Raw genomic sequence first — 19,463 nt, forward strand, 5'->3', positions numbered from 1 at the left:
ATCGTCATCGCCATCGTGGTGGCCATCGGTCTCGGCCAGGGCAATATCCAGCTCGAGCTGTACCTGGTGTCCCTCACCGGCCTCGGCCTGTTGTCCAACGCCGGGATCGTGGTGTCGGAGGACACCTTCGGCCCGGTCTCCGACAACGCGGCCGGCATCGCCGAGATGAGCGGCGAGTTCCACGGCGAGGCCGAGCGGGTGATGGTCAGCCTGGACGCCGTCGGCAACACCACCAAGGCGGTGACCAAGGGCTTTGCCATCGGCTCGGCCGTCATCGCCGCGGTAGCCCTGTTCGCCAGCTACATCCAGACCATCGCCGAGAATGTCAAGCTGCCGCCCGGGGTGGCCACCACCGGGAACGCGCTCTTCACCAGCGTGTCGCAGACGATCATCAATGTGGCCAATCCCAAGACGTTCATCGGGTTGCTGATCGGCGGCTCCATCGCCTTCCTCTTCTCCGCCCTCGCCATTCGCGCCGTGGGACGATCCGCGGGGACGGTGGTGCAGGAGGTGCGCCGTCAGTTTCGCGAGCACCCCGGGATCATGGATCGCACCGAACGCCCCGAGTACGGCCGGGTGATCGACATCTGCACCGCCGCGGCTCAGCGGGAGCTGGCCACCCCGGCGCTGCTCGCCATCCTGTCCCCGGTCGTGGTCGGGTTCGCCATCGGCTACCAGGCCCTCGGGGCGTTCCTGGCCGGGACCATCCTGACCGGCCAGCTGATGGCCAACTTCCTCAACAACTCGGGCGGGGCCTGGGACAACGCCAAGAAGTACATCGAGGACGGTCATGAAGGCGGCAAGGGGTCCGAATCCCACAAGGCCGCCGTGATCGGCGACACCGTCGGCGACCCGTTCAAGGACACCGCCGGCCCGGCCATCAACCCGCTGATCAAGGTCATGAACCTCGTCAGCCTCCTGATCCTCCCCGCCATCATCAGCCTGCAGAACAACCTGGCGGCACGGGTGATCATCTCGGTCCTCGCCGGCGCCGTCATTCTCGCCGGCGTGGCGTTCTCCAAGCGCAAGTCCGCTGCCATCGACGCCTCCCCGTCCGAGCCGTCCGCCGCGGAGACCGTCTCGGTCTAGCGCTTCACGGCGGACCGATCACAAACGAAGCGGCCGGTCACGTAGGCAGACCGGCCGCTTCGCTGTGGCGGCCCGCCTTGCGCGCGCCCTGCGCGATCCGCCTTGCGCCATCCGCCCGGTGCGTGGCCGGGGGCTCCTGGGTGGCCGCTCCGCAAGTGGACAAGGTTGCGCCGCCCCCCACGCACACCCACGGTGTTCTCCGTCCCCTTACGGTGCAGTCCAAGCGTCAGGACTGGACAGCGTTGGGCCGGCCTCAGGACACAGTGGTGTTCTCCGTCCCCTTACGGTCCAGTCCAAGCGTCACGACTGGACACGGTTCCCCCGTGGCCGTACCGCGACGTTGTGCCCGCCCTGGGGCCGGGCGGGCGCCGGCTAGACGCTTTCGGTCTCGGCGGGCTGGGCGGGCGCGCCGGCACGCGTGCGTGAGGAGCGGCGGAGCTCGATTACCACGGGGATGACCGAGATGACCGCAACCGCCACGGCGATCGGGATGAGGTAGTGGTCGAGGTTGTGGACCGACTGGCCGACGCCGTAGGCGGCCAGCGTGACCCCGACGGTCCAGACCAGGCCGCCGGTGACCTGCCAGAAGGTGAACCGGCGCGCCGGCATCTCGAGGATCCCTGCCAGCGGGTTCATCAAGGTGCGCACGCCCGGGACGAACCGCGCCAGTACGACCGCCTTGCCCTCGCCGTAACGTTCGAAGATGTCCTCGGCCCGCTCCACGTAGTGGCGCTTGAACAGCCTGGAATCGGGCCGGGCGAACAGAGGCGCTCCGACCCGCCGCCCCAGCACGTATCCCAGCTGCGCACCGGCGAGTGCTCCTACGGCCGCGCAGACGACCAGCAGCACGATGTTCGGGTGGGGGTGGTGGCCGTGGGTATCGGCCGCCCAGAGCCCGGCCGTGATTAGCAGGGTGTCGCCGGGCAGGACTATGCCGAGGAGGATTCCGGTCTCGGCGAAAAGCACCAGCAGCACACCGAACGGCAGCGCAGTGCCGAACCAGTTGAGGATTGTCGACGCACCCACGACCGACGAGGCTACCGGGTAGGGGGCCCGATGCCCCCTCGGGCCTTGAAATCACCATCGCCCGCGTCTCGCTGTACCTTGTCCGCCGAGCGGCGGCCACGCGGTCCGCCCTGTCTTTCTATATGCCACCCTCATTGCGACCATGCCAAAACCGCTAGTCATCGTCGAGTCGCCGGCCAAGGCCAAGACGATCGCGGGCTTCCTCGGCTCCGACTACCACGTCGAGTCTTCCATCGGGCACATACGCGATCTCCCGCGCAACGCCGCGGACGTGCCGCCGGCGTTCAAGGGCGAGCCGTGGGCCCGGCTGGGGGTAGACGTCGACAACGACTTCAAGCCTCTTTATGTCGTTTCCCGCGACAAGAAGGACCAGGTCAGGAAGCTCAAGTCCGTGTTGAAGGACGCCAGCGAGCTCTACCTCGCGACCGATGAGGACCGCGAGGGCGAGTCGATCGCCTGGCATCTCCTCGAGGTGCTGGCGCCGCGCGTCCCGGTGAAGCGGATGGTTTTCCACGAGATCACTCGAGCGGCCATCGAGCGCTCCGTCCGGGAGTGGCGCGAGCTCGACCGGCGCCTCGTCGACGCGCAGGAGACGAGGCGCATTCTCGACCGCCTCTACGGCTACGAGGTCAGCCCCGTCCTCTGGAAGAAGGTCGGGCCGGCCCTCTCCGCAGGGCGGGTGCAGTCGGTCGCGACCCGCCTGATCGTCGAGCGCGAGCGGGCGCGCATGCGATTCACTGCAGCCGACTACTGGGACCTCAGCGGAGTCTTCTCCGGCCAGGACGGAGCCTCCGACAACACGCCATTCCCTGCGGGCCTCGCGACCCTCGACGGCCGCCGGCTCGTCACCGGCAGGGACTTCGGCGAGGACGGCAGGGTCACCCGCGACGACGCCGTCCGCCTCGACGAACAATCGGCGCGCGACCTCGCCGGCCGCCTCGCCGACGCGCAGTTCACCGTGCGCTCTGTCGAGGAGAAGCCCTGGAGGCGAAGCCCCCACCCGCCGTTCATGACCTCCACGTTGCAGCAGGAGGCCGGCCGCAAGCTTCGCTTTTCCGCAGCGAGGACGATGCGCGTGGCGCAGGACCTGTACGAGTCCGGTCACATCACCTACATGCGAACCGACTCGACCACCTTGTCCGCTGAGGCCCTGCAGGCGGCTCGCGCGCAGGCCAAATCACTCTTCGGTGACGAGTACGTGCCGGCACAGCCCCGCCGTTACAACAAGAAGGTCAAGAACGCGCAGGAGGCGCACGAGGCGATCCGCCCCGCCGGCGACCGCTGGAGGACCCCGGAGCAGACCGGCCTCCGCGGCGACCAGCTGCGCCTGTACGAGTTGATCTGGATGCGGACCGTTGCGTCGCAGATGGCGGACGCGGTAGGCCAGAGCGTCTCGGCGCGGTTGGGGGCGACGTCGTCACAAGGGGCCGGCAGCGGCTCCCTGCCGGCCGGCCCGATCGACGCCGAGTTCGCGGCAAGCGGGCGCGTCATCACGTTCCCCGGCTTCCTGCGTGCCTACGTGGAAGGGGCGGACGACCCGGACGCGGAGCTGGAGGACCGTGAAGTCAGGCTTCCGCCGCTGTCGGTCGGTGACCGGCTCTCGGTCGTGTCGCTCGACGCGGAAGGGCACACCACGCAGCCTCCCGCGCGCTACACCGAGGCGTCGCTCGTGAAGGCGATGGAAGAGATGGGGGTGGGCCGTCCCTCCACCTACGCGAGCATTCTCGACACGATCCAGGGCCGTGGGTACGTGTGGAAGAAGGGCTCCGCGTTGGTGCCTTCGTGGATTGCCTTCGCTGTCGTCGGGCTGCTGGAGCGGCACTTCGCGAAACTGGTCGACTACGGGTTCACGGCGTCGATGGAAGACGACCTAGACGAGATAGCGCGCGGTGATGAAGAGTCGGTGCCATGGCTCACGCGCTTCTACTTCGGGAATGGACAGCTCGGCCTCAAGGAGCTCGTGTCGCACAATCTCGGAGAGATCGATGCCCGCGAGGTGAACTCGATCCCGATCGGAGGGGCGGAGTCGGGGATCGTGGTCAGGGTGGGTCGATACGGGCCGTACGTGCAGCGGGGCGAGGAAGAGCGGGCGTCCCTTCCTGACGATCTCGCACCCGACGAGCTGACAGTGGAGCGCGCGGTCGAGCTGCTCGAGGCCGGATCGTCGGACAGGGTCGTAGGGGAGGATCCGGAATCGGGCTTGCCGGTGGTAGTGAAGGCCGGTCGTTTCGGGCCGTACGTGCAGGTCGGTGAGAGCAGGGACGGTGACGGGAGCAAGCCCAGAACGGCGTCTTTGTTCCGAAGCATGGACCCCGCGACCGTCACGCTGGACGACGCGCTGCGGCTGTTGACCCTGCCGCGAACCGTCGGGGTCGACCCGGCGGATGGCGAAGAGATCGTCGCGAGCAACGGCCGCTACGGTCCCTATCTCAAGAAGGGAAGCGACACGAGGTCCCTCGAATCCGAGGACCAGCTTCTGGCCGTCACGCTGGAAGAGGCGCTCGCCGTGTTCGCGCAACCGAAGCAGCGGCGCGGCAGGGGTGCCGCCGCGCCACCCTTGCGTGAGATGGGAACGGATCCGGTGAGCGGAGGCGCGATCGTGTTGAAGGAAGGGCGCTTCGGGCCTTACGTGACCGACGGGACCACCAACGCGTCGCTGCGAAAGGGTGACACGGTCGAAGCCATCACCCCCGAGCGCGCGGTCGAGCTGCTGGCGGAACGGCGTGACGCGCCGCCGAGGCCGGGCCGTGCCCGGGGTACCAAGAAAGCCGCTACCAGGAAGGCAGCTGCGAAGACGGCGACCACCAAGAAGGCCGGTGCGAAGACGGCGACCACCAAGAAGGCCACCACCAAGAAGGCGGCCTCGAGGAAGCGGAGCGGGTAGCTGAGCCGCCCACCTCGGGGACGGTTCATCGTGTTCGAGGGCGCGGACGCGACCGGGAAGTCCACCCAGGCGTCGCTGCTCGCGGATCGCCTCGGCGCACTCCTCACGAGAGAGCCCGGTGGGACGCCGCTCGGCGAGCGGGTCCGCGCCCTGTTGCTCGACGAGGCGTCTCCCGCCGTCAACGACCGAGCCGAGGTGATGCTCATGCTCGCCGCTCGCGCCCAGCACGTCGCCGACGTGATCGAACCTGCTCTCTCGGCGGGGCGTGACGTGGTCTGCGACCGTTTCTCCGGGAGCACCGTCGCATACCAGGGATACGGCCGGGGGCTGGACCCGACCGAGCTGCAGCGCCTCTCGGCGTGGGCAGAGGCGGGCGTTGAGCCCGACCTGACCGTGCTGCTCCAGCTGGACGGGGCCGTCGCGGAGTCACGAAGAGTGGACCGCGGGGCTGCCGACCGCATAGAGGGACAGGGGAAAGACTTCGCGTCGCGTGTGGCGGACGGATTTGCAGCGCAGGCGGTCGCGGACCCGGGCCGTTGGAGGGTGGTCGACGCAGCAGGCAGCATCGACGAGGTTGCCGAGAAGGTGTGGAAGGCGGTCTGCGGTGGTTAGCGCGACCGGATCAGCCTTGTTCGATCGGGTCGTCGGCCAGGAACGCGCGATCGCGACCCTGAACGCAGCTGTTGCCCGCCCGGTACACGCGTACCTGTTCGTGGGCCCGGCCGGGACCGGAAAGGCCGCCGCCGCTGTCGGTTTCGCGGCGGCGCTGCTCTGCCCCAACGATCCGCCCGACGGCACGTGCGACTCCTGCCGCAGGATCCTCAGTGGCCTCCATCCCGATGTCGTCCAAGTGGAACGAGAGGGAGCATCCATCAGCATCGACGCCGCCCGCGAGGTCACACGCATCGCGGCCACCAGTCCGGTGGAGGGGGAGCGCAAGGTCATCATCCTCCACGACTTCCACCTGGTCAAAGAGTCGGGGCCAGCCTTGCTGAAGACGATCGAAGAGCCGCCGCCAACGAGTTTCTTCGTCATTCTCGCCGAGCACCTCCCGCCCGAACTGGTGACGATCGCCAGTCGTTGCGTACGGATCGAGTTCGCCGCGCTGAGTGAAGTTCGCATCGCGGAGCAGCTGGAGAGCGAAGGGGCGGACCCGCTTCGCGCGTCACACCTCGCTCAAGCGTCCGGTGGCCGGCTCGACCGCGCCCGCCTGCTCGCGGCCGACGAGATGTTCGAGGATCGACGAGAAGCCTGGCGGGCAGTGCCTTCGCGCCTGGACGGAACCGGGGCTACAGCCGCCGCGATCGCCGACGAGCTCATGGCCTTGCTCGACTCGAGTGTCGCACCTCTGTCGGCTCGCCACGCGACCGAGCGGGCAGCGCTCGAGGAACGCAACGCGCGCGCTGCGGAAGTTTCGGGCGGCGGGAAGTCGAAGGGCCGGGCAGCCAAGGCGACCCTCTCCGCCGGTGTCAAGGAGCTCGAGGAGCGTCAACGCCGCGAGGTCCGCCGGCAGCGCACGGACGAGCTGCGCGCCGGGCTGGCGTCCCTCGCCGCCGCGTACCGGGACCGCATCGGAGGCTCCAACCCAGCCGATCCGCATCGAGGGCCCACCGGGATCTCCAAAACACTCGACTCCGTCACACTCGTCGATCGGCTGTCCAGCGATCTGCAGTACAACCCGGGCGAGTTGCTCGCGCTGCAGGCTCTGCTCGTCAAGCTCGGGCGGATCGCCCTCCGGGGTTGACGACACCGGTCTCGTAGGCGATCACCACCAGCTGTGCGCGATCGCGCGCTCCGAGCTTGCTGAGGATCCGGCTCACGTGCGTCTTGGCGGTCAGCGGGCTCATGTACAGCGCCTTGGCGATCTCCTCGTTCGAGAGCCCGGTCGCCACGAGGACCAGCACCTCGCGCTCGCGCTCCGTGAGCCGTTCGAGATCGACGGCGGCCGAACCGGCCGGCCGTCCGCCGTCGACGCCGGGAGTGTTGAGAACCTCCTCGATCAGTCGCCGGGTGACGCTGGGGGCAAGCAGCGCGTCTCCGCCGGCGACCACACGGATGCCGGCGAGGAGGTCGGCCGGGTCCGTGTCCTTGAGCAGGAACCCGCTCGCCCCGGCCCGCAACGCTTGGAAGACGTAGTCGTCCGTCTCGAAGGTCGTAAGTATTACGACACGAGTCGATGCGAGGCCCGGGTCGCAGCAGATGAGCCGCGTCGCTTCGAGCCCGTCAACCTGGGGCATGCGAATGTCCATCAGGACGAGGTCCGGGCTGAGCCGACGTGCCGCCTCGTAAGCCTCGCGACCGTCGCCGGCTTCGCCGACAACGTCGAGATCGGGATCGGATCCGATGAGTACCTTGAACCCGGCGCGTACCAACGCCTGGTCGTCGGCCAGCAGGACCCTGATCACGCGTGCTCCCCCGGGACGGCCACCGCCGCCGGGACCTCCAGAACGGCCCTCACCCGCCAACCGCCGTCTGGGCGCGGGCCGGCTTCGAGTGTTCCCCCGAACGCGCCCGCGCGCTCGCGCATCCCGGCGATCCCGGCGCCGGCGCCCGTGCCGGCAGTTGCCGCGGGCATGTCGACGGGCGCTGCCGCGATGCCAGCCCCGCCTGGGCCGACAAGGACCCGCTGACCGTCGTCGTCGACTTCGAGGATCAACCTGCCGGGTTGGAAGGAAACCGTCACCGAGGCGCTGGCCCCCGGCCCAGCATGGCGCAACACGTTGGTAAGGGACTCCTGCACGATTCGATAGGCGGCGAGCTCGAGTCCCTCCGGAAGACCTCCCGGCGGATCGCCATCGAGCCTCAGGGTGGTTGCCACCCCCGCCTGCGTGGTGGCGTCCACCAGGGCCGGTAGCTGCCCGAGGCGCGGGGCCGGAGCGGTGCCGTCGCCGAAATCGGCTTGGCGGAGCACGTTCAGGATCGCCCGGAGCTCGCGCAGTCCCTCGCGGCTCGCGTCCTTGATGGCCGCGAGAGCTTCTGCTGCCTGGCCGGGCTTGTCGTCGAGTACATGGGCTGCGACACCGGCCTGGATGTTGATCATCGACATGGTGTGGGCGACCACGTCGTGGAGCTCGCGCGCTATACGCATCCGCTCGGCGTCGACCCGCCGACGAGCCTCTTCTTCGCGATCACGTTCGGCCCTCTCCGCCCGCTCCTTCATGGCCACGAACACCTGCCGGCGGGCGTTGACGGCTATGCCCACGGCTATGGACGCCACCACGCACACGACCATCACGGAGTTGGTTCCTCCGAGCCATCCGAACGGGCCGCCCAACCCGGTTGCGACGAAGATCATGGCAGCCGCTACCGCTCCGCCCGTGAAAGCCGTCGAGCGCGATTCGACAGTCGCAACCGTGTACAAGGCCACGTAAACCTCGAGCAGGGCGGCCCCCGGCACGTAACCCGCTGCGGCGTAGGCCGTCACCAGACCGACCGTCACAGCGAGCGTGGGCACCGGCCTCACCCGGCGCCAGATCAACGCCAAGCCCGCGAGCACCACGAGCGCGTACGCGAAGTTCGGCTGGTGGGCGTCGATGAAGCGCAGCTCCGCGCTCGTCACATGGACCCTCGGACGGGACTCGGCGACCGAACCCGCTGCCGCGATCAGCGTGACCGCGATCGCCGCCAGCACGTCGAACGCCCATGCCCGTGTCCAGCGCTCGGCCCACGCCATGGGCTGAAGGCTAACCCTCCTACCCCGCGGCATCATCGCCCCCAGGTAGTCCCCTGCTGTACAGCGCTGGTAGTACGCGGCCGCTCCGATCCTCTCCAGGTTGGAGGCGAAGAACCGACTCCTGGGCCAGCCGCCCGTGGTCTGCTTGGACGCGCCTGGTGCTACGCAACCGCAACGCGTTCGCCGTGATCGGCGGGGCGATCCTCGTGGCGCTCATCCTGCCTGTCTTCGCTCTCAACCTCGGCGAGCCGAAGACCTCAGCGCTCGCACAAAGCGGTGAAGCGCATGCAGCGCTCACGACACTGCAGTCGGGTGGCGTGCCGTCAGGGATCATCGAACCGATGGAGGTGCTGGTCTCCGACACCAGCGCGCAGTCCGTCGCCGCACGCCTCGCGAAGGTCCCCGGCGTCTACACGGCAGCGGTCTCCGACGCTCCGTCTTTCCACCGCGCAGGGACCACACTCGTCGAGGTTCTCGCGTCGGCGGAGCCGAGCAGCGCCTCGGGCGGTTCGACGATCGCTGTGGTCCGGTCCGTCGCTTCGCACCTGACGGGTGTCGAAGGTGTCGGCGGGTCGGGTCCGGGCCAAGTTGATTTCGTCCACGCTGTCTACGGGTCGTTCCCTCTCATGCTGACCCTGATCGGCCTGGCAACGCTCCTCCTTCTTACGAGAGCCTTCCGTTCCGTGGTCCTCGCCGCGAAAGCTGTGCTGTTCAACGTGCTCTCGGTTGCGGCCGCTTACGGGATCATGGTGGTCGTCTGGCAGGAAGGCCATGGAAGCCAGGCGCTGTGGTCCATCCCCGCCACGGGGTCCATCACGGTGTGGGTGCCGATCATGGTGTTCGCGTTCCTTTTCGGTCTGTCGATGGACTACGAGGTGTTCATCCTCGACCGCATCCGCGAGGAGTATGACCGTACGGGATCCACCGATGGAGCGGTCGTGACAGGCATAGGGCGGACAGGTCGGCTGGTGACGAGTGCGGCGCTCATCCTGTTCCTCGGCTTCCTTTCGATGTCCACCGCGGGCATGACGGACCTCAAGGTCATGGCCACGGGTCTCGGCGCCGGCATCCTGCTCGACGCGGTCGTGGTGAGATCGCTCCTCGTGCCGGCTCTCGTCGGTGTACTGGGGGACTGGAACTGGTACCTCCCGCCTTGGATGGCGCGGGCACTGTTCATCAAGTCCCCGCCTACCCCCGACATGGCGATCCCCGGCCGGGACCACGTCCTGGTAGGCGCCGGCGAAGCTAGGGAGAAGTGACTGCTCCTTCGCTCTCCGCCAGTTGGTCCGGATTAGGACGGTTGCTCCCCGCGTGTCTGTCCGGTTTGGGGCAGGGTTGATGAAGCGTTGCGGGGACTATTGGTCCAAGCGCCGAATATGTCAGTGACACCACACCCCGGCGGGAGGTTCGGGGAAGGAGGTCACGGTGTTCGATCCAGCAAAGTTCATACCGGCCAAAGACAAGGTGTGCGAGAAGACGGCTTACCCGTCCCCGTACGAACTCGCCTGGCAGGAGTCGCATTCGGGCAAGGGCCTGTCCGACGCGATCGAAGCGGTCAAGAGCACCCTCGGCGTGACATACGACATGGCATCGTCGCTGGTCTGGGCGGAGATCACTGCACAGTCGCCCCGCGTCCCATCCTGACGGGGCTCACGGCGGGCGGGGGGGTTGGGCGTCGGCGGAAGGGGCACTCTGCCGGCGCCTGACCAATCATGGAGATACCCGTTGACCGACAGCGGGTATCTCCATTGAATCTTTGAGCGACCTCGCGCGATTAGCTCCCCACGCCGGCGCGTGCCGACTGGATCGCCCGCCACACCCGCTCAGGTGTGCACGGCATGTCGATGTGCTTGATGCCGAGATACGAGACGGCGTCGACCACGGCGTTGTGCACGGCGGGCGTCGACCCGATCGTGCCCGATTCCCCGATTCCCTTCGCGCCCAAGGGGTTGCGGGGGCTGTCGGTTTCGGTGTTCGACACCTCGAAGCTGCACAACTCGCTCGCCGCGGGCATCAGGTAGTCCATCAGGTTCGAGGTCAGCGGGTTGCCGTTGGCGTCGTACTGCATCCACTCGAAGAGCACCTGGGCCGCGCCCTGTGCTATTCCTCCATGCTGCTGGCCCTTCACGAGAAGGGGGTTGAGGATCCGGCCGCAGTCGTCGACGGCGATGTGCCTGAGCATGGTCACCTTGCCGGTCTCGGTGTCGACCTCGACTACCGAGACGTGCGCTCCGAACGGGAAGGTGGAGTTTCCGCCGTCGAAGTCACCCTCGTGGCGCAGAGGCCCGGGCTCTAGACCTTCGGGCAGCTTCGAAGCGTCCTTGGACGCCGCCGCGAGGTCCGCCCACGAGACGGTCCTGCCCGGCACGCCTGCGACGTGGAGGCCTCCGTCGCCGGTCACGATGTCGTCCGCGCTGGCCTCGAGCGTGTGGGCCGCGATCTGCTTGGCGCGCGAGAGCACCTCCTTCGACGAAGCGAAGATGGCATTGCCAGCCGTCTGCAGCGAACGGGACCCCATCGTTCCCGACCCCCTCGGCACCGCCGCCGTGTCGGAGTTGACGAACCTGATCTTGTCCATGGGTATGCCAAGCACTTCGCTCGCCACCATCGCGAAGGCGGTGTGGTGCCCCTGCCCGTGAGCACTGGTACCGGCGGAGATGGTCGCGGTGCCGTCGTCGTTGATCTCAGCGGAGCCATACTCGGTGTGCAATCCGAGTGGCGCAGTCACCTCGACGTACGTCGAGACACCGATTCCAAGCTGCAGGCGGTCGCCGTTCTTCCGTCGACGTTCCTGTTCGGCACGGAGCTCGTCGTAACCGGAGGCCGCCAGTGCCGCGTCGAGCGCCTTGGCGTACTCGCCAGAGTCGTACGCGCCCCCGGTCACCGTCGTTACGGGGAAAGCCTCAGGTGGGATGAAGTTGCGCCGGCGTAGCTCCGCCGGGTCTATCCCCATCTGGTCGGCGGCGACGTCGATCACCCGCTCGATCAGCTGGGTGGCCTCGGGCCGGCCCGCGCCGCGGTACGCGCCGACGGGGGTCGTGTTGGTCACCACGCTGGTCGCGTTGAACCTGACCTTCGGGATGTCGTAGACGCCGACCGACATCATTTGGGTGAGCATCGGTAGCACGGCGCCGATGGCGGGGTACGCGCCGCCCGAAGCGACGACGTTGGCGTCGAGGCCGACGATCTTGCCGTCCCCACTTAGGCCGAGCTTGGCGTTCATCGTGAAGTCACGTCCGTGGACGAGGGTGACCATGTCCTCCGAACGGGTCTCGATCCACTTGACCGGCTTGCCGAGGCGCATGGCGGCCGCGGCGGCCACGAGGTACTCGACGTAAACAGCGGCTTTCGGTCCGAAGCCGCCACCCACCCATGGGCACACCACCCGCACGATGCTCGGATCGAGCCCGAGGAATCCGGCGATGACCGGCTGAACCGAGTGCGGCGCCTGGTGGGAGATCCAGCAGGTGATGCCGCCGGCGGGCTCGCCCGGGACCATCAGGCAACCGTTCGGCTCCATCGGGACTCCAGCCAGGCGCTGGCTGACCATCTCCACCTCGGCGACGACGTCGGCGCCCTCCAGCGGGTCCTCCTCGCCGAAGTTGGTGGCGAAGCACACGTTGCTCCCGTTCTCCGGGAAGAGAAGCGGCGCGTCTGCCGCAAGAGCGTCCTGCTGCGATACGACGGCGCGCAGAGGCTCTATGTCGACCACGACGGCCTCGGCAGCGTCGACAGCGTGAGCCGCCGTGTCCGCCACGATCGCCGCTACGACGTCACCCACGAACCGCACCCTGTCCTTCGCGAACACAGGCCGGTTGAAAGTCTCGGGCATGAGCGGGAACCCCTGGAACGACGGGAGCCCGAGGTCGTCCCCGCCGGCGTGGTAGACCGCGATCACCCCGGGCATGCCCTCGGCTTCGCTCACGTCGACGCTACGCAGCTCGCCGTGAGCCACGTTCGAGCGCACGAAATGAATTTGCGCCGAGGAGGCGCCGGCCTCGAGATCGTCGACGTACTTTCCCGCCCCCGTCAGCAGCGTCGGATCCTCCAACCGAACGACGGAGTTCCCGAGGATCGATCCTGATTCGGCCATGCTCTCCCCCTGGTAGGTGTGGCTGGGTGTGGCGACTCTACAGCCGCACCCAAACTCTGTGCTCCCGGTGCTCTCCGCCGGCCGCCCTCATAGTCGGTTGCTAGCCTGCTCCCGGCAGGTCTTGAGGTCGCCCGAGTAGCTCAGCCGGCAGAGCAACGCACTCGTAATGCGTAGGTCAGGGGTTCGATTCCCCTCTCGGGCTCTCCGAAACCCTTTCGGCAAAAGGGTTTCTTGCCCCTCCGTCTGCTTCGTCGTGTAGGATCTTCTGGAAACCCAACAGAAAACCCAACAACCGGGTTGGGTCAGCGGGGGAGGAGTGCCGTGGCCGGCAGTCTGCGACAAGTTGCGGGTAAGCCCGACACATGGGAATTGCGCGTGTACCTCGGTCGTGATTCGAACGGCAGGATCCGCCACAAGCACTCCCGATTTCACGGGTCGCGTCGCGCTGCCGAGCGAGAGCTGGCCCGCCTCGTGGCCGAGCAGGAGGTCGAACCTCAAATCGTGAGCGAGGAGCCGAAGTCGTGGGGACTGTCGACCACCGTCAACGATGCCATCACGGCTTGGAGCGAGAATGGCTGGGAGGATCTGTCGCCCAAGACAGCTCGGAGATACCAGGATGTCTGGGACAACCACATTCGGTCTTCTGTGGGCCGCCGAAGGATCGCCTCGCTTGGTCCATACGAAGTCGAGAGCTTCTTCCGGCAACTGAAGCGGGATGGATTATCGGAGGGCAGCGTGCGAATGGTCCGAGCTGTCCTTCACCGAGCGTGTCGACTGGCACGTCGATGGAGTGGCAATGTCCTCCCGAATCCCATTTCGGATGCGGAGCTTCCCAGCTGGACCCTCGATGAGCAAAGTACCCCCGTTCGTGCGCCCACCCTCGCGGAAGTAAGGAAGCTGCTAGCCGCATCCGACAACGAGGAGATCAGGGTCGCGGTGTTCTTTCGGCTTCTTGCCGCGACCGGGATCAGGCGGGGCGAGGCCTGTGCGCTGAGATGGTCTGACCTGGATCAGCCCGGCTCGGCCATTCGCGTCGATGAGTCGATCGTGGCGGGCAAGGGCGGCGCCGTAGTCAAAGGGCCCAAGACAAGGGCGAGCATCCGCAGCGTCGCGTGTGATACTCGAACCTTGGACGGGCTCAGGGAGCTTCGGATCGAGCAGGAGCGTCTGGCTTCGTCGTGCGGTGAGACACTCCCCAGCGATGGATTTGTGTTCTCGTTCGAACCTGGCGGGCGGACACCCCCATACCCGGACTCCTTCAGTCATGCGATGAGCCGCATTCGAAGGAAGGCCGGGGTTCCGTCGGATGTGCACCTGCATTCGCTTCGTCACTTTCACGCGACGGCGCTGGATGCCGTCATAAGCGAGGCGCAGAAGCAGGCGAGGCTTGGCTGGTCGACAGTCCACATGGCTCGCCACTACACCGGTGGGGTGCCCGAGGAGGATCGACGCGCTGCAGAGCATGTCGGAGAACTGCTCGGCCGGCAGGCTGATGAGAAGCCGCCGAAGGGACGCCGATCATAGGCCTGAAGCGGCGGTGGCTGGTCGATGCTTCTGAGTCTGGTTTGCGGTGGGACATCAGCTCGCCTCACTTCGCGACTTGCGGTGCTGCTCCGCTGGCCGGAGGCGGTTCGCCGTCTAGAAGCCGTTGCACTGCCGCTCGCGCAATCCGTAGACGCCCATTGATCCTGAAGACCGGTAGGGGCAGATCACCACGCTCGATGGAGCGGTAGATCGAGGATCGGTTGGTACCGAGCAGGATTGCGACCTCGTCGACGCTCAGGAGGGGCTTGCTGATGCGTTCATGTTTGGTCATGCTCGGACTCCCTTCCGACAGCGGGTTGAGCGATGAGCGAACTCTCGTGATCGTCATCGGTTGCTTGTCGCCCGTTGGATGATTTGCCTGAACGCCTCGACAACCGAATTCCACCAGTCGGCTCCGAGCGGTTTGGGCGGGGCGGGGCGGGGCGGGTAGAGGGTGATGATTCGTGGCGCCCAGGTGGTGTGCGCGAGGTAGGCGCACCCGGCCGGCAACGCGTTGATCTGCTCGGGGGGTATGCGTGGGCGTTGTTGTACGTGTTGGGACCAGGAGATCTCGTCTCCGAAGATGCTGAGCGGCCGGCCGCTTCTGGTGGTGTATTGCATGTCGATGTTCCCGGCGAGATACGACAGCGCCCGCAGGGTTAGTACGTCGGCGATGCCACCGAGGGCAACCTTGGCGCCGTGGAGGGTGAGGAATCCTTCGGCGGCTGTGCCCCACCGGGCGCGGGCCTGGTTGAGGTCTTGCAGGCAGGTGAGTGTGACGAGACCTTGGCCGGCGCCTTCGGCGACGATGGACGGCAGGTCCGGTAAGGGTGCGATGTTCGCCGCTTCGTCCAATGCGAACAGCAGCGGCGGCCAGGACGGGTGGCGTTGGTAGGTGTGGTGGCGGATCTGGTCGAGCAGGCAGACCACCAACGGGGCGAGATGGGTTTGATACTGCGAGGGTGCGACCAGGTAGAGGGTGTCGGCGGAGTGCACGAAGGCTTCGGGGTCGAAGTTCGCCTGAACTGTCGTGGCGAGTGCTTCGGGGCTTCTGTAGGCGGCGAGGATCCTTGCTGCGGTGGAGAGGATCCCGGAGCGTTCGCGCTCGTCGGTTTCTGCGATCCCTGCGAGGGTGGCGGCGGCGAGCTCGTCTGCTCGTGCTCTTGCGAGTGCTCTCATCGCTTCGGTGAGGTCTCGTTGCAGGACCCAGCGGATGACCCAGACCATGTCCAAGCCCATGACCGCCGCCGCGTGGAACAGCGGGGCGAGTAGGGCTTCGCCGCGTTCGACCCAGTGTGTTTGTTCGCCGTGCGCGGCGGTGGTGGCCGCTAGGGCTCTGGCCCGGTTGACAGCGACAGACCAGGTCTCGCATCCGGCGAGCGGCGTCCAGCGCACGGGTGTGGTGCCTGGTGGTGGGGTGGTGGTACCGGAGGGGTCGAAATACCAGCACCGCCCGCGCTGTTGGCGCCAAGCGAGCGTCAGGTGGACGAGGTCGGCTTTGGTGCTGGTGGCGACTACGGCTCCGGGGGCTTGGGCGATGGCGGGGGCGACGATCCCGGTGGTCTTGCCCGATCGCGGCGGCCCGAGGACCAAGGTGGCGTGCTGGGGGCCGGCGTGCCAGGTGTAGTTGCCCTGCCAGCCGAGTCGCACCCCGGCCCAGGTCCAGCGGTGCGGGTAAGCACCACCGGCACCCGTGGTGAGGGCGGGGTGGGTGGCGGCTTCGATGACGTTCGTGGTGGTGGTGTTCATGGTTCAGATCCCCTGTCCGTGACGGATGGTGTTCTGGTTCTCCACCTGGCGTGTGAGGGCGTGGCGCGCGCGGGCCCACCACCCGTCCCCCAGGTCACGCCCGGCTGTGTTGTCGAGGAGCGTGTTGGCGGGCTTTCCGGTGATCTCCCGCCACGCCTCCACCCGGGTCGCGGCTTCCACCCAGGCTCTGCGGGCGGCCCGGTCGTCGGGTTGGGGTCCGAGCAGTCCGACCAGGTGCGGGTCGGGGCCCGCGTCGACCGCCTGCGCGATCACAGCCAACCGCTGGTCGATCGCGGCGGTGATCGCGGCGAGTTGTTGTCCGTCGTGGCGGTGCCGTGCCGCCCAGTCGTGGCGGTCGCGCAGTTCGACAGCGGCCTGCCGCGCCTTGCGCTCGAGGTCCGCCAACTGGGTGGATAGCCACGGGACATCGGCCGGCTGCTCCGCGAGGGCACGCCGGGATTCGGCGAGACTCTCCAGCCGGGCGGTGGGGTCGGGGGGCATGTCGGCCAGAACCGCTTCGAGGATCCGATCTCGCTCGGCTACCAGCGCCCCCAGCGGACGCACAGGCTCGACGCCCTCGCCAGCCATGTTCACCGTGGAAAGGGTTTGGGCTTTGCTGACACCGAGTGCGGCAACGATGTGGTCGATCTCACCGTGCGGCTCTAAAACTCGTCCGGGATCGGGTTGAGCGACGACGTACAACCGGTTGGACTGGCGTCCCCTGGAGAGCCCGACGTAGCCGGCTTCGGCGAAGAGACGGTCGTCGCCGAGCAGGAACGCCTCATCTGTCGTCATGCCCTGCGCCTTGTGAACCGTGGTCGCGTATCCGAGGGTGAGATGCCCCTGCTCGACGTACACCCACGGGATCTCCCGGCACAAGCCGTCCGTCTCCGCGGCGATGATCGACTGCCCGGGTTGTATGTCGGTGATGGTTAGGCGGGTCCCGTTGACCAGGCTGTGCTTGCGGTCGTTACGTGTGCACATGACACGGTCACCGACCATGAACAGCCGGCCCGCCACCTCAACCCGGATGGCGGGGTCGAGCTCACCGGCGGACACCCGCAACCCCTGCGCCGCGCTGTTCAACGCGTCGACCTCGGTCCGCCGGGTCGCGAGCATCACCGCATCCACCCCACGCACCGACGCTTCATGCCAGTCGGCGGCCATGCGCTCCACCCGCTCGCCGGCGGTCGCGGTCACGGTGACCCGCCCGGCGGTCTGGTAGGCGGCGAGCGCGGGGGAGGGCCGGTGTTCGCGCAACCGGTCGAGCGCGGCCCGCTCCCAGCCTTCGACCTGGCGGCGGTTGGTCTCGAGCCGCCAAGTCGGGACCCGGCCCACCAGGTGGGCGAACCCCCCGCCCGCGTCGATCTCGGGCAACTGGCGGGGGTCACCGACCAACACCAGCCGCCAGTCATATCTATCCGCGGATGCGGCGAGGCGATGCAGTTCGCGGGTGCCGACCATCCCGGCCTCGTCGACGACGATCACCGACCCCGGTTCGGGGCGCGACCGCGGGTCGTCGATGTCCGCGACCAGCCGGGCCAACGTCACCGACGGGATCCCAGAACCGGCCTGCAGCTCCGCCGCCGCGCGGGCGGCCAGCGCGGCGCCGATCACCGGCACATGATCGGCGGCCCACGCGGCGCGGCACGCGTCGAGCGCGAACGTCTTGCCGGCCCCGGCCTTGCCGACGACCACCACAACACCAGCAGGCGAGCCGCAGACACCTCGGACCAGTTGCCGCTGCTCTTCGGACAACTGCGGTCGCTCCGCGATCGCCTGCTCCACAGCCCCCGACCTTGCGCCACCGGCGTCGCGGTCGGCCGACCGGTCGGCGATGGCGAGCAGGTCGCCCTCGGTCGCGAGAAGGTCGACGGTCGTCCAGCGCCGCATCGACACGTCCGCATCCGTCGCGGTCAACTCCACGGTTGCTCCCGCGTCGGTCACCTGGGCGGCCAGCGCCTCGAGACGCTCGAGCGTCGCCCCGCCCTGGTGCTCGCCGGCGAGAGCCCGCAGTAGGTCCCGCCGGTCGAACGAAGACGCCTGGGCGGTCAACCCGACCGGCGAGCACAACCGCTCCACCACATCTTTCGGCCACTCGACGCCGGTTACGCGCCCGGTGACCCCGGCCAGGTCGACACCGGCCGCCTCGGCCTGCGCCCGCCAGGCTTCGAACAATCCGGTCGGCTCCTCGGCGGCCTTGGCCGGGCGGGTGTCCAAGGTTGCGACCCGGGCCGCGTTCGCGGAGGACAGGCCGCGCCGCTCGAGCGCTTCGAGGATCTCGGTGCGCCTGGTGGAGAACCCGTCGATCAGATTCCTGGGGACACCGATGAGGTCTGCTTGGCCGTTGCGGACCGGCCCCCATTCCACACCCAGATGAGCGGACAGCTCGGCGCGAAGCCGGGCCTGGTAGATGAACCCGGCGGTCCGTGCGTGACGGTAGATGGCGCGCGAGTCCAGAGCCGACCACCGCCCTGTGCTGTCCTGCACCAAGTTCGAGGCGACCAGATGGGTGTGCAACTGCGGGTCACCCGCACGGGAGGTCCGGTGCCCGAACCCCGCCGCCACCAACCCCGCCACCTTGACGCGTTCGATCCCGTTGTGACCCCGCCGGGCACGAACAGCATCGGATTCCAAGAACCTGATCGCATCCCCGATGGCCCGGTCGTGCGCGTCGGCGACCACCGACCTCACCCGGGGGTCGGGGTGCAGCGCCCAGATCAGCGACACCGACTTGGGTGCCGAGAACGTCAGGTCGAGACCCGCCAACCGTCCGTCGGAAACCGTGACCAGCGGTGTGCCCGTGTGGGGGTGGCAACCGGCGAGGACCCGTCGGAACTCGTCCTCACCCACCACGCCCCCGAGGCCGAGGTTGGCGATCCCCGAGCCGACCCAAGTGCCCGGCGCCTCCCCGGCACCGATGTAGTAGTCCTCCCGGCCGGCCGCCACCTGCGAGCAGTAGTACCCCGCCGCGTCGGGGCCGAGTCGTCCGATCGACAGCATCACGACCACCCCCTCAGTGAGGCGGCGGCCGTGGCCGTTGGGCGGGTCGGGTTGTCGAGGTGTTGCGGGGCTTCAGTCATGGGGTGATCGTGAACCCCGGGTGTTGCCGAAACGCTTGCCGAACCTGTTGCCAAAAACGTTGCGCAAAGAAAAATCCCAGGTTGCGCACCCCGCAACGGTGTTGCGCGCCGCGCAACACCCCCACCCACCCGGCAGGAAAGGAGGGTCGTCCCGGCGTAGTTGTAGGGGCGTGAGGCCGCGGTGAACCCCCTCCCTGCGGCCACACGCCCAAGGGCGACCAGCCGCCGTGCCGGGCTCCTGGCCGTGGCCGGCATTCTCGCCGCCCTGGCGTTACCACAGGCGGCGTCGGCGGCCGGGACGACCATGAGCCCCGACACCGTCACCCCGGTCGCCGACCCGGG

The 19,463-nt window shown here is 68.0% G+C and carries 14 protein-coding genes and 1 tRNA gene; 8 read left to right on the forward strand and 7 right to left on the reverse strand.

Annotation, left to right across the window (positions count from 1 at the left end):
- On the forward strand, positions 1-1,089 hold a 1,089-nt coding region (locus tag VNF71_04775; protein ID HVA73857.1), incomplete at its 5' end, for a sodium/proton-translocating pyrophosphatase.
- Between the two features lie 372 nt (positions 1,090-1,461).
- Here VNF71_04775 and VNF71_04780 read toward each other — a convergent pair.
- A complete protein-coding gene (locus tag VNF71_04780; protein HVA73858.1) occupies positions 1,462-2,115 on the reverse strand; it encodes a DedA family protein in 654 nt (217 codons plus the stop codon).
- Positions 2,116-2,257: 142 nt separating this feature from the next.
- On the opposite strand from VNF71_04780, the gene topA reads away from it, so the two are divergent.
- The 3 genes from topA to VNF71_04795 are packed head-to-tail and all read left to right on the forward strand — an operon-like array spanning position 2,258 to position 6,743.
- Positions 2,258-4,999, forward strand: coding sequence for a type I DNA topoisomerase (gene topA / locus VNF71_04785; GenBank protein HVA73859.1), 2,742 nt, complete (start codon positions 2,258-2,260; stop codon positions 4,997-4,999).
- 30 nt (positions 5,000-5,029) lie between these two features.
- A complete protein-coding gene (tmk, locus tag VNF71_04790; GenBank protein ID HVA73860.1) occupies positions 5,030-5,611 on the forward strand; it encodes a dTMP kinase in 582 nt (193 codons plus the stop codon).
- The gene (locus VNF71_04795; protein ID HVA73861.1) at positions 5,604-6,743 is read left to right on the forward strand and encodes a hypothetical protein; all 1,140 of its coding nucleotides are present in this window, start codon (positions 5,604-5,606) and stop codon (positions 6,741-6,743) included. The genes tmk and VNF71_04795 overlap by 8 nt, the downstream gene beginning before the upstream one ends.
- Here VNF71_04795 and VNF71_04800 read toward each other — a convergent pair.
- Together VNF71_04800 and VNF71_04805 are read right to left on the reverse strand one after the other, a co-directional pair.
- On the reverse strand, positions 6,712-7,404 hold the full coding sequence (locus tag VNF71_04800; protein HVA73862.1) for a response regulator transcription factor: 693 nt from the start codon (positions 7,402-7,404) through the stop codon (positions 6,712-6,714). The genes VNF71_04795 and VNF71_04800 overlap by 32 nt on opposite strands.
- Positions 7,401-8,672: a histidine kinase gene (locus VNF71_04805; protein ID HVA73863.1), complete on the reverse strand. Its 1,272-nt coding sequence runs from the start codon at positions 8,670-8,672 to the stop codon at positions 7,401-7,403. Before VNF71_04805 ends, VNF71_04800 begins: the two co-directional genes overlap by 4 nt.
- Positions 8,673-8,830: 158 nt before the next feature.
- Here VNF71_04805 and VNF71_04810 point away from each other — a divergent pair, with 158 nt between their 5' ends.
- Together VNF71_04810 and VNF71_04815 are read left to right on the forward strand one after the other, a co-directional pair.
- Entirely contained in the window at positions 8,831-9,931 is a 1,101-nt protein-coding gene (locus VNF71_04810; GenBank protein HVA73864.1) for an MMPL family transporter, read from the forward strand.
- A 166-nt stretch (positions 9,932-10,097) separates the two neighbouring features.
- A complete protein-coding gene (locus VNF71_04815; protein HVA73865.1) occupies positions 10,098-10,316 on the forward strand; it encodes a hypothetical protein in 219 nt (72 codons plus the stop codon).
- 130 nt (positions 10,317-10,446) lie between these two features.
- Here VNF71_04815 and VNF71_04820 read toward each other — a convergent pair whose 3' ends face one another.
- Complete coding sequence (locus VNF71_04820; GenBank protein HVA73866.1) at positions 10,447-12,765, reverse strand: xanthine dehydrogenase family protein molybdopterin-binding subunit; 2,319 nt, start codon at positions 12,763-12,765, stop codon at positions 10,447-10,449.
- 129 nt (positions 12,766-12,894) lie between these two features.
- On the opposite strand from VNF71_04820, the gene VNF71_04825 reads away from it, so the two are divergent.
- Both VNF71_04825 and VNF71_04830 read left to right on the forward strand, forming a co-directional pair.
- A tRNA-Thr gene (locus VNF71_04825) sits at positions 12,895-12,967 on the forward strand.
- A 539-nt stretch (positions 12,968-13,506) separates the two neighbouring features.
- A complete protein-coding gene (locus VNF71_04830) occupies positions 13,507-14,289 on the forward strand; it encodes a site-specific integrase (GenBank protein ID HVA73867.1) in 783 nt (260 codons plus the stop codon).
- 64 nt (positions 14,290-14,353) lie between these two features.
- Here the strand turns inward: VNF71_04830 and VNF71_04835 are convergent, their stop codons facing one another.
- From VNF71_04835 to mobF, 3 genes are read right to left on the reverse strand one after another with little or no spacing between them, the layout of a single operon-like run.
- A complete protein-coding gene (locus tag VNF71_04835; protein HVA73868.1) occupies positions 14,354-14,581 on the reverse strand; it encodes a helix-turn-helix domain-containing protein in 228 nt (75 codons plus the stop codon).
- A gap of 53 nt (positions 14,582-14,634) precedes the next feature.
- The gene (locus VNF71_04840) at positions 14,635-16,038 is read right to left on the reverse strand and encodes a type IV secretory system conjugative DNA transfer family protein (protein HVA73869.1); all 1,404 of its coding nucleotides are present in this window, start codon (positions 16,036-16,038) and stop codon (positions 14,635-14,637) included.
- Positions 16,039-16,041: 3 nt separating this feature from the next.
- Positions 16,042-19,041 (reverse strand): MobF family relaxase, encoded by a 3,000-nt coding sequence (gene mobF / locus VNF71_04845; protein HVA73870.1) that lies wholly within the window; start codon positions 19,039-19,041, stop codon positions 16,042-16,044.
- Positions 19,042-19,463: the final 422 nt, after the last annotated feature.

Source organism: Acidimicrobiales bacterium, from assembly GCA_035533095.1.
GTDB lineage: Bacteria > Actinomycetota > Acidimicrobiia > Acidimicrobiales > Palsa-688 > DATLUM01.

Bases quoted from the DNA above. Each gene is read 5' to 3' on its own strand.
- VNF71_04840 (HVA73869.1), bottom strand. From the start codon at position 16,038: ATGAACACCACCACCACGAACGTCATCGAAGCCGCCACCCACCCCGCC.
- VNF71_04830 (HVA73867.1), top strand. From the start codon at position 13,507: ATGGTCCGAGCTGTCCTTCACCGAGCGTGTCGACTGGCACGTCGATGG.
- VNF71_04805 (HVA73863.1), bottom strand. From the start codon at position 8,672: ATGGCGTGGGCCGAGCGCTGGACACGGGCATGGGCGTTCGACGTGCTG.
- mobF (HVA73870.1), bottom strand. From the start codon at position 19,041: ATGCTGTCGATCGGACGACTCGGCCCCGACGCGGCGGGGTACTACTGC.
- VNF71_04820 (HVA73866.1), bottom strand. From the start codon at position 12,765: ATGGCCGAATCAGGATCGATCCTCGGGAACTCCGTCGTTCGGTTGGAG.
- topA (HVA73859.1), top strand. From the start codon at position 2,258: ATGCCAAAACCGCTAGTCATCGTCGAGTCGCCGGCCAAGGCCAAGACG.
- VNF71_04835 (HVA73868.1), bottom strand. From the start codon at position 14,581: ATGACCAAACATGAACGCATCAGCAAGCCCCTCCTGAGCGTCGACGAG.